Annotated in this window: 14 protein-coding genes and 1 pseudogene; 5 read left to right on the forward strand and 10 right to left on the reverse strand. The window is 68.5% G+C overall.

Translation table 11 applies throughout. The features are described from left to right. Nucleotides 1-240: 240 nt before the first annotated feature. The 3 genes from KK617_RS17175 (at nt 241) to KK617_RS17185 (ending at nt 3,980) form a co-directional block, all read left to right on the forward strand. Nucleotides 241-1,902, forward strand: a complete 1,662-nt coding sequence (locus KK617_RS17175) for an N-6 DNA methylase (RefSeq protein ID WP_277501383.1) — start codon at nt 241-243, stop codon at nt 1,900-1,902. Continuing rightward, nucleotides 1,886-2,617 carry a hypothetical protein gene (locus KK617_RS17180; protein WP_277501384.1) on the forward strand — a complete coding sequence of 244 codons (732 nt, stop codon included), beginning with the start codon at nt 1,886-1,888 and terminating at the stop codon, nt 2,615-2,617. The genes KK617_RS17175 and KK617_RS17180 overlap by 17 nt, the downstream gene beginning before the upstream one ends. A 253-nt stretch (nt 2,618-2,870) precedes the next feature. Beyond that, nucleotides 2,871-3,980, forward strand: a complete 1,110-nt coding sequence (locus tag KK617_RS17185; protein WP_277501385.1) for a restriction endonuclease — start codon at nt 2,871-2,873, stop codon at nt 3,978-3,980. Between the two features lie 128 nt (nt 3,981-4,108). Here the strand turns inward: KK617_RS17185 and KK617_RS17190 are convergent, their stop codons facing one another. The 3 genes from KK617_RS17190 to KK617_RS17200 are packed head-to-tail and all read right to left on the reverse strand — an operon-like array spanning nt 4,109 to nt 4,771. Then, nucleotides 4,109-4,273 carry a hypothetical protein gene (locus tag KK617_RS17190; protein ID WP_277501386.1) on the reverse strand — a complete coding sequence of 55 codons (165 nt, stop codon included), beginning with the start codon at nt 4,271-4,273 and terminating at the stop codon, nt 4,109-4,111. Nucleotides 4,274-4,312: 39 nt separating this feature from the next. Next, nucleotides 4,313-4,591, reverse strand: a complete 279-nt coding sequence (locus KK617_RS17195; protein WP_277501387.1) for a hypothetical protein — start codon at nt 4,589-4,591, stop codon at nt 4,313-4,315. A 27-nt stretch (nt 4,592-4,618) separates the two neighbouring features. Further along, entirely contained in the window at nt 4,619-4,771 is a 153-nt protein-coding gene (locus tag KK617_RS17200; RefSeq protein ID WP_277501388.1) for a hypothetical protein, read from the reverse strand. A 196-nt stretch (nt 4,772-4,967) separates the two neighbouring features. On the opposite strand from KK617_RS17200, the gene KK617_RS17205 reads away from it, so the two are divergent. Beyond that, nucleotides 4,968-5,369 carry a hypothetical protein gene (locus KK617_RS17205; protein ID WP_277501389.1) on the forward strand — a complete coding sequence of 134 codons (402 nt, stop codon included), beginning with the start codon at nt 4,968-4,970 and terminating at the stop codon, nt 5,367-5,369. Here the strand turns inward: KK617_RS17205 and KK617_RS17210 are convergent. Beyond that, nucleotides 5,348-6,626: pseudogene (locus tag KK617_RS17210) on the reverse strand (ISL3-like element ISPfr2 family transposase). The gene KK617_RS17205 and the pseudogene KK617_RS17210 overlap by 22 nt on opposite strands. A 631-nt stretch (nt 6,627-7,257) precedes the next feature. Beyond that, entirely contained in the window at nt 7,258-7,569 is a 312-nt protein-coding gene (locus KK617_RS17215; protein ID WP_096288139.1) for an antibiotic biosynthesis monooxygenase, read from the reverse strand. 108 nt (nt 7,570-7,677) lie between these two features. Here KK617_RS17215 and KK617_RS17220 point away from each other — a divergent pair, with 108 nt between their 5' ends. After that, complete coding sequence (locus tag KK617_RS17220) at nt 7,678-8,619, forward strand: helix-turn-helix domain-containing protein (protein ID WP_277501390.1); 942 nt, start codon at nt 7,678-7,680, stop codon at nt 8,617-8,619. A gap of 560 nt (nt 8,620-9,179) precedes the next feature. Here the strand turns inward: KK617_RS17220 and KK617_RS17225 are convergent. The 5 genes from KK617_RS17225 to KK617_RS17245 form a co-directional block, all read right to left on the reverse strand. Continuing rightward, the gene (locus KK617_RS17225; RefSeq protein WP_277501391.1) at nt 9,180-9,770 is read right to left on the reverse strand and encodes a helix-turn-helix domain-containing protein; all 591 of its coding nucleotides are present in this window, start codon (nt 9,768-9,770) and stop codon (nt 9,180-9,182) included. Nucleotides 9,771-10,100: 330 nt separating this feature from the next. Next, nucleotides 10,101-10,667 (reverse strand): hypothetical protein, encoded by a 567-nt coding sequence (locus KK617_RS17230; protein WP_277501392.1) that lies wholly within the window; start codon nt 10,665-10,667, stop codon nt 10,101-10,103. Beyond that, a complete protein-coding gene (locus KK617_RS17235; RefSeq protein ID WP_277501393.1) occupies nt 10,664-11,773 on the reverse strand; it encodes a hypothetical protein in 1,110 nt (369 codons plus the stop codon). The genes KK617_RS17230 and KK617_RS17235 overlap by 4 nt, the downstream gene beginning before the upstream one ends. A gap of 386 nt (nt 11,774-12,159) precedes the next feature. Beyond that, nucleotides 12,160-12,339, reverse strand: coding sequence for a hypothetical protein (locus tag KK617_RS17240; RefSeq protein WP_277501394.1), 180 nt, complete (start codon nt 12,337-12,339; stop codon nt 12,160-12,162). A gap of 257 nt (nt 12,340-12,596) precedes the next feature. After that, on the reverse strand, nt 12,597-14,015 hold the full coding sequence (locus tag KK617_RS17245) for an IS1380 family transposase (RefSeq protein WP_277501395.1): 1,419 nt from the start codon (nt 14,013-14,015) through the stop codon (nt 12,597-12,599). Between the last annotated feature and the right edge of the window lie 170 nt (nt 14,016-14,185).

Consider the following 14,185-nt stretch of genomic DNA (forward strand, 5'->3'; position numbering starts at 1 on the left):
CGCACGATCGCCCACCGAAGACGCTGTCCGGGGGCACGCCTGCGAGCGCAGGTTCGAAACCCGAGTCCTGAATCAAACCGGCTCAAAACCGACGGACGACGGAACAACGTTTCTGACCCGCCCCGCCAGGCCACCGGACAGGCGGCTCACTAACGACCGATTGTGACCTGCGGCAAGGCCCCAGTCGTGACCCGGCAGGCCTCCGCTCAGCCTGATCGCCAGCAAGGCAAGATGTGTCCCGTGGACACCGGCGCGCGAGACCCTCTGGACAGCGCGGCGCTGCGCAAGGCTCGCGGGGCCTTTTTCACCCCCCCGGCCATCGCATCCTTCATAGTCGAGTGGGCCGTCCGGTCTTCGGCGGACCTGGTCTTCGAGCCCTCGGCTGGCGACGCCGAGTTCCTCGTGCACGCCGTCCAGCGGCTCCGCGCTCTAGGCGAAGACCGCCCCCGCGTATATGGGGTAGAACTGCACAGCTGGAGTGCCGAAATCGGCTCGGATCGGGTGGCCGCCTCGGGCGGCCATCTCGAGATGACGGTCGGCGACTTCTTCGACGTCGATCCTGCCCCGCGCTACTCCGCGGTGGTGGGCAACCCGCCCTTCATTCGCTTCCAGGACTTCGCAGGCGACTCGCGAGCGAAAGCGCGAGCAGCGGCCCTCCGCGGCGGGGTGGCTCTGTCTGGGCTGGCCTCTTCATGGGCAGCGTTCACCGTGCACGGCGCGCTCAACTTGGAGCCTGGGGGCCGCCTCGGGTTCGTCCTCCCAGCCGAACTGTTGCACGCCAACTACGCAGCCCCTGTGCGCCGCTTCCTGTTCGAGAACTTCGCGCAAGTCGACCTCGTCATGTTCGACAGGCGGGTCTTCGACGAAGCCGAGACCGAGGCCGTGCTACTACTGGCCGACGGATACGGCGGAACCACCGACCACGCACGTATCAGACAGGTCCCCGACGCAGCCGCCCTCTCGCTGGACCTGCCCTCAGCTGCTACCTGGGCGCCTACGGATCCCGCTGCCAGGTGGTCGGGCTCGACCGTCAGCCCCGAGGCCGCGGGGATCTACGCCAACCTCTTGCTGGACACCAGCTTCTCCGCTCTCAAGACCTGGGGCGAGACCACCCTCGGCATGGTGACCGGAAACAACAAGTACTTCGCGCTCACACCGGCTCGTGTGGCCGAGCTCGGCCTCCGTAGCAGCGAAGTGCTTCGGCTCTCTCCTCCCGGATCGAGCCACCTCCGCGGGCTCGAATTTTCATCTCGGGCCCACGCCGAGCTCGGTCGCAACGACAAGCGCACAATGCTGTTCCGTCCCTCCGCTGCCCCGTCCGCAGCAGCCCGTGCGTACATCGCGCAGGGCGAGGCTGACGGTGTGGATAAGGCTTACAAGTGCCGGGTCCGCAAGGAGTGGTGGCGAGTCCCCCTCGTCGCCCGATCGGACCTCCTGCTCACCTACATGAACGCGGATACCCCACGGTTGACCACCAACTCGGCGGGCGCTCTCCACCTCAACTCGGTCCACGGCGTCTACCTGTCACCCGACCATCGCGATCTCGGCCGCGCGCTCCTGCCCGTCGCCGCCCTCAACTCTGTGACCATGCTCGGAGCAGAGTTCACAGGTCGCGCTTACGGCGGCGGCATGCTGAAGATGGAACCCGGGGAAGCGGACCTCTGGGCGTTGCCCTCCCCGACGATCGTCGATCAGGCACGCGACGCCCTCCTCGCTGTGCGCCCGCAGGTCGCCGGGAGACTCCGTAACGGCAACGTTCTCGATGCAGCCAAACTCGTTGACGACGCACTACTCGTCCGCGTCCTAGGGATGCGTCGTTCCGACGTCGCGGAGATCCGCGCCGCTCGCAACGCCCTCGCCGCTCGCCGAGAAGCAAGGGGCCGACGTGGCAGCAATCGATGATCGCCTCGTCGCGGCCATGCGGGCGTGCGGTTCCAAGCCGGCCGACGACGCCCCCCAAGCGGTGAAGAAGAACTTCAACGAGAAGCTCTCCGCGGCAATTGCGCTAGCGGTCGCAGCAGAACTGCGAGATCGCGGTATGGACGGTGCGCGTCCGACCGGACCAGGGGAAGCCGGCGGCAGCGGGGCTGAACGGCGCCTCGCCGGCGGCATCGGAGCAAAGAAGGTAGACGTCACATGGGCGACCGAGGAGTCTGGACTGCTCCTCGCGGTCAGCGTGAAGACCATCTTGTTCAAGGACGGCAGGTCTCAGAATTTCCAGAAGAACCTGACCAACCGGCGCGCCGACCTCCTAAACGAAGCAGTCACCCTGCACCGCCGCTTCCCCTACGCCGTGCTGGCGGCACTCCTCATCTTCGACTCAGCTGCAGCCGAGGACGGCACCAATCGACGCAAGTCCACCTTCCTCAACGCTGGCCCGCGCCTCCGGCTGTTCACCGGCAGACAGGACCCTGCTGGACGTGACGAGCAGTACGAGAAGTTTTACGTCCTGCTCGCCGACCTCAACGACACAGCACCCTCGATCCGCGCCTACGAAGCAAACGACCTCGCAACCGCCGTCCCCCTCTCGGAGGCGTTCGACACCCTGGTGGCGCTGATCGGCGAACGGAACTTCGACCTCTACGAGGGTCTCGACGGCCACGTCACCAAGACCTAACGAGAACCCGCACCCCGCGGCTGCATCGGGTGAGCGCGGCACGCAGCGTGCGACCGGAACAGATCCCTGGGGGTCGGGTCTCCCAGGTCACGGTGGCATTCCTCGACGAACGTCTCATCGCGGCCGAGCGCGCGCAGGCACTCGGCGTGGCGGCGCCTGGCGCCTGCCCTCCAGCTTCCAGTCGATCAGCGACACGCGCGCCTGCCGCGCCAGCCAGTAGGGCTCACCTACGACCGTCTGTGAGCACGGGGCGATGAAGTGGCCCGCAGGGCAACGGCTTTTCCTCTGGTGGGACTCGCTCGTCGAACGGTTCGCGGCGGATGGTCTGGTCACCTGCGCAGAGGTCATCTGCGATCTCCCGACCTCGTACGCGCCGAGCGGTTCGGTCTCCGACCTAGAGCCAGCCAAGGCGGCCGCCCGTCGCGTCTTGAATGCCGCCGATCGGTACTACCGGACGGGAGTCGAGCCAGACACCAAACGAGTGGTGATCGACGGCCTCCAATGCCTCGTGGTGGTGCGTGGCCGCTATCAAGCGGACCGAGCGTCCCAGATTGAAGCCGAAATTGGCGCAGAAGTCGGCGTGCTGGCGCTCCCCGGGGAGTCGCTGACCACCGTCGGCGTAGCGGAGTCGGAAGACGGGGCCGACCTGTTCGCGATCGGCTCCCTCTTCGCCATCCACGCCCGCGACGGATGGGATTACGGCCTGAACGACGTCATCTATCTGCGCGACGAGCCGCCCTACCCCCTGCCGGTCTGGGAAGGCTTGAGTCTCGGTGCAAGCGCAGCGCGCGCCTACATGGCGACTTCAGCGATCATCCGCACCGAGACGGCGGACGCGCTCTGGTCCTTCTACAACCCCTACGACGACGCTGAGCTGGACAGGTTGATGGACCCCGAGACCCGACGTGCAGCGGTGGCCGAAGTGCAGGCGCTGCTCGGACCGCAGCGCGGCCAGTCGTCCGGACTGGGCCGCCCGATACTGCCGCCGCCGCGGATGCTGCGAGGCCATCGGGAGTCTGAGCACTACGCGGCCGAGGTCCTGGCCGCCCTCGGATTCGCCCAGGTAAGGCGTACACCGGACGGTTCTGACGGCGGCGTCGACGTCGACGGACCGGAGGTGGTCGCCCAGGTGAAGATGGAGGCCTTGCCGACCGGGCGCGAGCGTATCCAGGCGTTGGCGGGTGTCGCCGCGGTGGAGCGCAAGCGGGCTGTGTTCTTCTCCCTCGCTGGCTACACCGCCCCCGCAGTGGAGTGGGGCGACCGCGCCGGGGTCGTGCTTTTCCAGTTCGCATTCGACGGGTCGGTCGAAGCCATCAACGACGGAGCGCGACGGCTGCTGGCCCGTGGGCACGGTAGGGCTTGAGCCTGCGACCACCGCCCCTTGAGAGCCCTCGAGAGTGGGCTTTGCAGGGCCAAGACTGACCCGATGACGTCGAGGGCGGTCCCCCTGCCAGCCACAGAGGGGCGGATTCTGTTTGTTCGGGGGGAGGTTCAGTCCCGGGTGAACGAGTAGATGACGTGCCCCGCTGGTACCTGGGCTCGCGCCGCGTCGCGGGCCGCCTCGTAGGTCTCGCCCGTGCCGGCGTAGCGCTCTGCTTCGTAGTCGCGGGCGGGGTCGCGCTCGGGGCCGTGGGCGACGGTGACGGTGACGGTCATGCCAGGCAGCGTAGGAGCCGGCGGCTCCGAGTCGCCCGGCTAGGTCGGGACGCCCTTCACGGGCTTCACCCACGACAGGTCGAGCGGCGGCTTGCCGCTCGCGTCGACGGGCCGCAGGCACGACTGGTGCATCCAGTCGAGCTTCATCCGCGGGGAGCCGCCGTGCGCGGGCGCGCTGGTGTTGAACCACGCACAGAACCCCCACCACGAGCCGTCGCGCTCGTCGCGGCGCCAGGTCATCAGGAGTCCGACGCGCGCGGTGTCGATGCCCCACCGCGCGGTGGGGTCGACCCACACGTGTCCGAACCCGGCCGCCATCCGCACAGACTAGAACAAGTGTTCGATTCAGGGTGGCGGGGTGCCCTGCTCAGCTTGAGCAGCGGCCTCGAGGAAGGCCTGGGCGCCGATCGCTGCAGCAGGTGGTCCCTCGTCGTCGACGAGGCGGCGCAGCGCGTCGACGTCGCCGCGGGCGATGCTTGCTCGCGCGCCCGGCCGCAACGACCGGTAGTGATCCGCGCGAGCCGTTGAATGCCGACCAGTGACCGCCTCTGTTGCTTCAGATTTGCTCAAGGCCCTCCTCAGCGGGAATCTCGGCGTGAGACTGAGCCCCTCAGCCCACGCAGAGCCAGGTGACAAGTCACTACCTCCGCATCCTTCATGCTCTTCCCCGCTCGACAACTTTGAGGAGTTACCCATGCGCGTCGGCGCCTTCCTGGTCGTCGTGGCCATTCCCGTCCTTGCGTCGTGCGGCGGAGGCGATGAAGACGTCTCACTGTTCGCTACTCAGGAGCCGTCCAGCCATCAGGAGCCGACTGACGACGTGCCGCGCTTGGAGTACGTCGCCCAGCTTTGCGAAGAAGAAGACGTCGATGGACGCCTGATGTACTACAAACACTCCGGCAAGTTGCAAGTCGACCGGGTGACAGGCATTGACCCGACGACGCCGATGCACTGCGTCCGGAACGAATTCGACTTCGAGGGCCTTGGGGCGAACAGCGACTTCCTCAACACCGGTGCTGGTGAGAGTGGATCCTGGGTCGAATGTGGCCTGACGTTTGAGTGGACCAATCGGGCTCATCCCAATCGGGCGATGTAGTTGGTCAGGTTGCGGAACCCGAGTGCGGAGCCGCGCAGGTGTTCGAGCCGTCCGTTGAGCGCCTCGGTCGGCCCGTTGCTGGTGCCGGGTCGTTCGAAGTAGGCGAGCACGTCAGCGGCTCGCTTCTTCAGGGTCCGGCCCAGGGCGGTGAGCTCGGTGAGCACCTTGGGGACGCCGGCGCTGAGGTCGGTGATCAGCTTCTCCATGAGCTCGCGGCCACGTTGCCGGTCCTCGTGGCGATAGGCGGCGATCATGCGCTGGTAGACACCCCAGGTCGCCTCGACCTCGACGTGAGCGTCATCAACGAACAGCGCGCGTAGCCTGTCGCTCTGCTTGTCGGTGAGCAGGTCCGCGCCGGTGTGCAGCGTGCGCCGCGACTTGTAGAGCGGGTCGTCCCTGAACCCACGGTGCCCGTGGATCGCGAGTTGGACCCGGCGCCGGCACCTGTCGAGGGCGTCACCGGCCAGGCGCACGACGTGGAAGGGATCCATCACCGCGACCGCGTCCGGGATCTCCTCTGGCAGCGGCGGTCTTGAACCCGGTGAACCCGTCCATCGCGACCACCTCGACCGCGTCACGGAAGGCGTCGTCGCGGTCGGCGAGCCAGGTCTTGAACGCCGCCTTCGACCGGCCCTCGACCATGTCCAGCAGCCTTGCTGGGCCGGCGCCATCGCGGACCGGGGTGAGGTCGATGATCACGGTGACGTACTTGTCGCCACGCCTGGTGTGGCGCCAGACGTGCTCATCGACGCCAATGACCTTCACGCCCTCGAACCGCGTGGGGTCGTTGATCAGCAGCCGCTTGCCTTCGGCCAGGACCGCGTTGTTGGCGGTGTCCCACGCGACCCCGAGTCCCTCGGCGACACGGGCGACGGTGAGGTGTGCGACCACGATCCCTTCCAGCGCCCACCGCAGCCCGGTGCGCGAGAGCTTCGCGCGTGGCTCCGCCGCGGCGCTGGTGTCTTGGCGCCACACGTGTCCGCAGTCGGCACAGCGGTAGCGGCGCACTACAACTTCCAGCACGGTCGGTCGCCAGCCCAGCGGCTCGTGGGCCAACCGCCGGATCACGGTGTCACGAGCAGCGCCTTCGCTGCCGCACCGTCGGCACCACTGATCTGGTTCCACCACGCGGCACGCGAGGACCGCACGATCCGGTTCAAGTCGTTGCCCGGTCACGCTCAGACCGAGGCCGTCGAGTCGAGCGAAGGCGGTCAGGTCAGGGCGGCCGAAGCCGGCCGGCGGGGTAGCGTCGGACACGTCGAGGTCTTTCGGATGGATGGCGTAGGAACCTCCGTCGTCGGGAGACCTCGACGTCTATCTGCGGACCGACGCGCCCGGCCGACCTACACCGTCATCTGGGAAGACCCCTGAAACGTCTTCGACGACGACGGGACCGGCTAGGAGGAGGGCGCGGTGAGCTAAAAGAATGGAGCTTGCTCGGCTTCGACGCCGCCGCAAGCTCCGGTGAAACGGTCGGTACTGGTCGGTCGTCGTCGGTCACCACCGGATGGCGGCGTCCCCCACGCTCGGCGTTTGCGCAGGTCAGCGGCTCGTTCGCCCAGTGGGCGCATCAAGCGAGACGCAAAAGCCGACGTGATTAGGTCGTCGGTTCGATTCCGACAGGCGGCTCTGGCGAACAGCCCCTGACCTGCGGAAACGCAGGGCAGGGGCGGTTCGGTTCTGGTGGTCGCGCGATGCGCTGGCCTCACGGCTCTGCCCGACACCGACGTCGCTCTCCTCTGCGACGGACCCCTCGCCGGCTGAGCGCTCGCGGCCGGCATCCTGTCCGTGTGCCGATAGGCCTTGCACCGCTCGGCAACGCAGCGTGGCGTTGCGTCGCGACCTGGCGACGGCTCAGCGGGGCGCGATCGTCTCGTGCGTTGGCGGACTACGGGAGCTTGGACGCGAGGACGTCGGCCGCCAGGATCTCAGGTGCTGCGCCGAGGAGGTGCTGGTTGGCCATCAGGGCTGCGACGATGGCGCCGTTGGCGTGGGCGTCGCGAGCGGCCTCGTCGGGGAATGCATCGAAGATCCAGAAGGTGTCGGCGTGGGTCCTGACCGCGAACCAGACGATCGTTCCTACTTCTTCGTTGGCGAGCGCGACAGCGCCGGTGAGCAGATCGGCGAGCGCGTCGTGCTGTCCATCGGCCGCGACGATCTTGGCGACGAAGGCATACGGGAGTGATGCGGGTGTGGACATGAGGGGTTCTCCTAGGTGTCGAGGTTTCTTGGTGAAGCGAGTTCAGCGTATGACGAGCAAGGGCATGTGAGAAGTGGCGTATACGGCAGTATTGCTATTGTTCGCGCCATGCGTATCGGACTGATCGCGATCGACGGCTGCTTCGGTTCGGCGGTCGCGTCGATCATCGACATCGTGCGGGTGGCCGACGGAGCCCGCAGCGATGTCGACCCGCGGATCGACCCGATCGAACTCGCCATCCTCGGACCGAAACGGCGAGTGACCACGACGGCATCGATGACCCTGTCGGTGGACCACCCGCTGTCGGAGTCCGGAGAGTTCGACGTGGTCGTCGTCCCTGCGCTTGGAACCCTCACGGCCGCCGCGACCCACGACGCCCTCCAGAGCCGAGATGCTCGTTCGGTCATCGCCTCACTCGGGCGCCTCGACGACGCGACCACCTGGATCGCCGCGGCGTGCACCGGCGTGTTCGCCGTCGCCGAGACCGGACGGATGCATCATCGGCGCGCGACGACCAGCTGGTTCCTGGGGCCGGAGTTCCTGAAGCGCTATCCGACCGTCGCCCTCGATCTCGACACCATGGTCGTGGTCGACGGGAACCTCGTCACCGCCGGCGCCGCCTTCGCCCACATCGACCTCGCGCTCTCACTCGTGCGATCGATCAGCCCCGACCTGGCCCAACATGTCGCCAAGCTCCTCATCATCGACGAGCGTCCGTCGCAGGCGGCCTTCGTCGCCTACGAACATCTCCGGCACGAGGACCCGATCGTCGTCGAGTTCGAACGCTTCGTGCGCGCCCGCCTGGACGAACCGTTCAACGTCGCCTTCGTCGCGCAGTCGCTCGGCACCAGCCGGCGCACCCTCGAACGACGAGTCCGTGCGGCGCTCAACCTCACTCCGCTCGGCTTCGTCCAACGGCTTCGCATCGAACGAGCTCGGCACCTCTCAGCAACCACGGACCTCACCTCCGCCGAGATCGCGCTACGGGTCGGCTACGCGAACGCCGAGACTCTGCGCTCCCTCCTGCGCAGGGAGCGACGCCGTTCCTGACCTATCGCCATGCCTGTAGCCGGTGTCCTAGCGCTCGGTTGGAACCACCTCTCAGCACGTCGCGTCGACGCTCCTGCGTCGCCCCTGGACGACCCACTCGACACGCCCGCAGCACAGGCCATGTGACGTGCCCCGGCTTCCCGGACGGTCGGGGTTGGGTGACTGTGATGTCGCTGCGTTCTCGTCGAGGGGGTCAGCAGACCCGATCAGGGTCGATTGGGATGAGCCGCGAAGGCGGTCAGGTCAGGGCGGCCGAAGCCGGCTGGCGGGGTAGCGTCGGACACGTCGAGGTCTTTCGGATGGATGGCGCAGGAACCTCCGTCGTCGGGAGACCTCGACGTCTATCTGCGGACCGACGCGCCCGGCCGACCTACACCCTCATCTGGGAAGAGCCACCAATCGCCCCGAGGCGCCCCCGTCCCTGGTCGACCACTCCTCCGACTTCGCGATCACGGACCAACACGGGTGGACGTACGCGGAGCACCTCGAGAACTGCAACTGAGGACCCGGGGCGAAATAACGCGAGTGGCCGTCGTCACAGACCCGAACGCGCGTTGGATTCACGGTGGGGTGATCTCCTCAGCGTGGGCAGCGGCCTCGAGGAAGGCCTGGGCGCCGATGCGCTGCAGCAAGTGGCCCTCCCGGATCCAGTTCCGCGCACCCACGCGGGTCGCCGGCAGCCGCTCCTGGGCCACCATCAGCCGCACCCACCCCGAGCTGCAGCCGAGCAGGCCGGCGGCCTGCTCGGTGGTGTACCAGCGGTGCTCGGCGTCCGGCGGACCCGCCGCCCGGGCGGACTCGGCCGCCTCGGCGGCGCGACGTCGGCGTTCAGCGGCCGCGCGCTCGTCGTCGACGAGCCGGCGCAGCGCGTCGACGTCGCCGCGGGCGATGCTCGCGCGGGTGCCCGGCCGCTGGGACAAGGTGCCGTCGGTGACGGCGCGCAGGACGCGGCCGCGGGTGCAGCCGGCCAATCGGGCTGCCTCGCCGATGGAGACCCACTGCGCCTCCCGGGCCACCAGGTCCTCGAGCGATGACGGGTCGATCCACCACCGCTCACGGTGACGCACGGCCGTCAGCTCGCCGAGCTGGATGCGACGCACGACCATCGCCCGCGAGACCCCCAGGGCGACCGCGGCCTCCGCGGTCGTCACCCCCTCGGGCGCCTCAGCGGTGACCTTCGCGCCCGCGGCGCCCCGGTGAGCGGCCTCGGCTCGCCGAGCCGCCAGCCGAGCGGCGCGCTCATCAAGTCGACGACGCCGCTCCTCCCGGGCGCGGACCCGGTCGGCCCACCATTCGGCGAACGTGTCGACGGAGGCCCGCTCCAGTGTGGGACGGCTCCCCGCCCGCGGGCGGGTGCGAAGCAGGGTGCCCGGCCGCCGGCTGTGCCAGTCGATGGTCGAGATCGGACAACCGGCAATGGCCGCAGCCTCGGCCTGCGTCACCCACTCCACCTGACCCCCTCGTCCCCTCCACGGCTTCCGCTAGTGGATCTCGCTCACCAGGGGCCAAGAGCCAGCCGCAGAAACGACCCATCGGCGCCGGTCTTTCGTCGTGAGAACCCACGGAACATCGTCGCTGGCGTCCTCGTACACCTTCACTCCCCCGCGCAACTCGTTCCTGGAGATACCAGTCCGACTCTCAAATCCCTCGAGCACTGGTTCCGGTATCAAGCTCACGGTCATGAGCGTCTGATTGACCGGCACACCTTCGGGAGGTTCCGCGCCGATCTCGTGACCAGCCTGCATCCTGGTCACCCCGCGCTGCCTGATCAGGTGGCTGCTCAGGCGACCGATCTCCCTAGTCGCACCCTCGATCTGAGCGTGGAGGCCAGCGGTGTCCGATGCGGTCGCGTGCCAGATCGCTATCGCGAGAACGAGTGCCCACACCGTCGCCCACGTGCCCCCCAGCACCCAGAGTGTGAGCTCGTCATGATCAAGCACCACCATGCCACCGACCACCAGCGTCGCGATGCCAGCCGCGGCCGCCGTCAGCCGCCGGGGCTTCTCGACGAGCCACCCCCAACCTCCGCGACGGGGGGCTGGCTTCACTCGCCGCTCTCAGTCTGGAGTCGGGCGTGCGGGAGGCGGCCGGCCTCGCGCTCGACGTCAACGATGGGGACCGTGGGCGGGTACTCGATGGGTGCGAGCCCGGAGCCGGGCAGGGGCGTGTGCATGCGGGCGTGCTCAAGCAGCTCGTACTCGGGGGTGACGTACTCCCCCGGCTCGTCGACGGCGTAGGGGTCCAGGTCGACGTCGACCACGACCTGCACGCCGCCGAACCGGCGCGCGGCCTCGGCTTCGATCTCCGCCTGGAGCCGCTGGGCGTACTCGCTCAACTCGCGGGTCTGCTGGTCCTCCAGCGCCTGGATGCGCTGCACGTGCGGAGCCTCGGCGGCCCGCCGGCGCGCGTCGAGGTCGACCAGCACGGGGCGGGCGGCGTCGTCACGCGAGACCGACACCGCGGTGATGAACGAGTTCGGGTCCTCCAGCTGCTCGGCGATAGCCGCGATCGACTCCGCCGGCACACCGAGCGCGACCAGGTCCTCGCGCCACCGCTGTTCGTCGAACGGCGGAGCGTCCTCCTCGAGCGGCACCATCGTGCGCACCCCCTGGTGGTGCTCCACGCGGTACTCCCACACGTAGCGACGCTCGTCGAGCTCGCCCTCGAGCGCGGCCTCGGCGTCCTCCCATGCCGCCTCGAGGATCTGCTGGGACTCGTCGTAGAGACCCGAAACGTCCATCAGCTCCTCCAACAGCGCCGCGGCCGCCACACGTACCCGTACCGGCTCCGTGCGGTGCTCGAGCAGCTGGGCCGGGTCTCCCCCTGCGGTCGAGGCCACCATGCTCCGCACGCTCTCGGCTTCCCACGACCCGGGCCGCCCCGCCAGGGCGGCCTCCACGCTGCCGACGTTCGCGGCCGCGCCGGCCACGGCCCGCGTCACGAACTCGGCCCAGTCGGCCTGTTCGGTCTTCGTGGGGTGGGACCGCCAGGTGTGGTTGCCCTCAGCGTCCTCGACCTGCTCGAGGACCGGGCGGCGCAGTCGCGCGCCGGCGGTCAGGGCCTCGATCGCGGCCTGCAGCGCCGCGTCGTACTCGCGGCGCCAGACCTCGCTCGGGTCTCCCGGCTCGGTGCTGCTGGTCGTAGGGTTGTTCATGGTCCTGCTCCAATCAGGTCCGCGCCTCCGGGGTGAGCCTCCACTCCCCCGGGGGCGATCTGTCTTCTGGCCAGTCTCATCCAGCAGCCGCCGCAGGGCTACCGGTTCTCCACAGCCACCTCCCGGCCATCGTGACCGGGCCCACCGACACCCCACCTAGACACACCGCCCGGGCGCTCCCCTTCTCGAGGCCGCCGGCGGCCGACGGGTCGGCGCGAGGCAAGCGAGGGGGCTGGTGAGGAGGGGGTGGGGACGGCGTGCTGCGCATGAGGCCCCACCCCGCGCTACTCGGGGTGGGGCGACGGGTGGTCTACGGGCGCCTGCGGCGCGCTCTACCGGGACCAGGGCGGCGCTGAGGGTTGGGCATCCGGGCTCACCGGCCGGTGTCAGGCACGAAAGCGGCCGTCGATGGCCACGCGCTCGCTGTAGGCCACGTAGGTCCGATGCCGCTCGGGGCAGACGCGGATGGGGTCGATGCGGGTGGGCTCGGCGGCGAACGCCGATCGCACCTCACTCGTCTGCAGGGTCGTGGCGGCTCCGCATCGAGGGCAGGGCTTGTCGTTCATCTTGTGCTCCTTTGGTTCGCCGGCGGGCGGAATGCCCAGCGCGCCATGTCTTGGTCACGACACCGGCATTTCTCATGGTCCCCGGGGGCACCGACACTCTCGGCGCAGGGGAAGCGCTTAGCCTCGATCCACCGATGGGCAGCCGAGGGTTCCGGGCCCGGCGCTGAGGGAGCACAGGTGGGATCGGGGCGTGCCTGATCGGCTGGCCTCGCTGCCAGGTCGTTCCAGGTTGTCGTCGTGCCGTGTCGGCGGGGCGGTCAGGTCGTCGGTGCCGGTGGTGGTCCGCAGGCCTGGTTGAACAGGTTGGTCCAGGCGGTTTCCCATGGCCATGCGACTGGGAGGTGCAGGGTGATCCGGCGTGCCGAGGACGCGACTCGTGCAGGGACGGCGATCAGCTTGCGGCGGATGGTCGCAGTGGTCGCCTTCGCCAGTGCGGGGCCGGTGATGCTCGCGGCAGTTCGGGTCAGGTTGAACGCCATCACAGCCAGCACGAGCCAGGCAGCGTTCGCAGTGAACTTCCCCGAGGGCAGGTGCGCGAGTGCAGAGTTCTTCAGATCGGCGTGGACCTGTTCGATGATCGCGTGACCACGGTGGGTCTTGTCCGCGACCACAGTGTCGGCCAGGTCATGGTCGGTGGTGGTGAAGAACGCGTGGAACCGCCAGACGTCGAACAGGGTCTCTTGACCCGCGGCGGCCAACTTGTCGGCGTTGAGGTCGGGGATCCGGCGGACCACGAGGCGCCCGGGCACTTGCTCGGATGCCTTCTTCGAACTGAACGCGGTGAACGGAATCTCGGCGACTTCGGCCCGAGAGACCCAGGTCCGGCTCTGCTCGTCGAACACGGCGTCGGTGTACGCGATCGGGGTCCAGGCATCCTCACTGATCGTCGTGATTGCTGCTTTGACCTTGGGATCCATCCGGACAGTGACTGACACGTCGGCGCCGCTGCGGAGCGCGGCAGCGACGGTTGCGTGACCGTAGAACGCGGAGTCGAACCGCACCAACGGTGCGGCTGAGGTCAGCGACCTGACGGTCTTCAACGTGTCGGCGACCAGGCGGGCTGCGCCCCGCGGCGAACCGCACGAGCCCTTGCGGAGTCGTTGGGCCACGACCACCGGTGCCGACTGGGTGGTCGACACGGTGGCCAGCAGGGCGTTGAGGCCACGGACCCCGGAGTAGCCGTAGCTCGAACCCTGTTTGGCGTAGCCGTGGACCTCGATGATGGTGTCGTCGATGTCGACCATCACCCGCCCACCAACCTCGTCATCGACCCGGTCGTCGACGCGGAGCAGCGGTGTCTGGTCGCCCAGGTTGATCAGGAGCCGGGACGCGACCGCGTCGAGTTGTCGGACGTGGCCGAAGGTGAACGAGCGCAGGAACGACCCCAGCGTCGAGGGTGCGTAGGCGTTGCCGAAGATCCGGCCCATCCCGCCGTGGCGGAGTAGCGCCATGTCATCGATCGAGTCAGCGCCCGCGACCATCCCCGCAACCAAGGAGGTGACCTTCAGCCCGGCGTTCGCGCCCTTGTCGGTCGGCACGGACAGGTGCTGTTGGGCCAACTCGCGCAGGCCCGCGGCGGTGGCCAACGAGATGACCGGAACGAGTCCGGCCGACGACACGAGATTCGGATCATCGAACACCGCGGAAGTCGCGGCCGACGTGTGGCAGAGTTGCATCTACGAGATGCCCTTCGTGTGGGTGGAAATGGTTCCCTAGCCGGGGTGTCTGGTCAGACGCTCCGTTCCGGAGTGAAATGTGGGGGTGCGGCCGGTCGGGTTGACGTCGTTGTTCCTATGGTTCGTTGAGGCCGTGCCCTAGCCGGGCGCGGGGGTCACGTGTTGGGCTC

The sequence above is a fragment of the Nocardioides sp. ChNu-99 genome (genome assembly GCF_029493445.1).
Lineage (GTDB): Bacteria > Actinomycetota > Actinomycetes > Propionibacteriales > Nocardioidaceae > Nocardioides.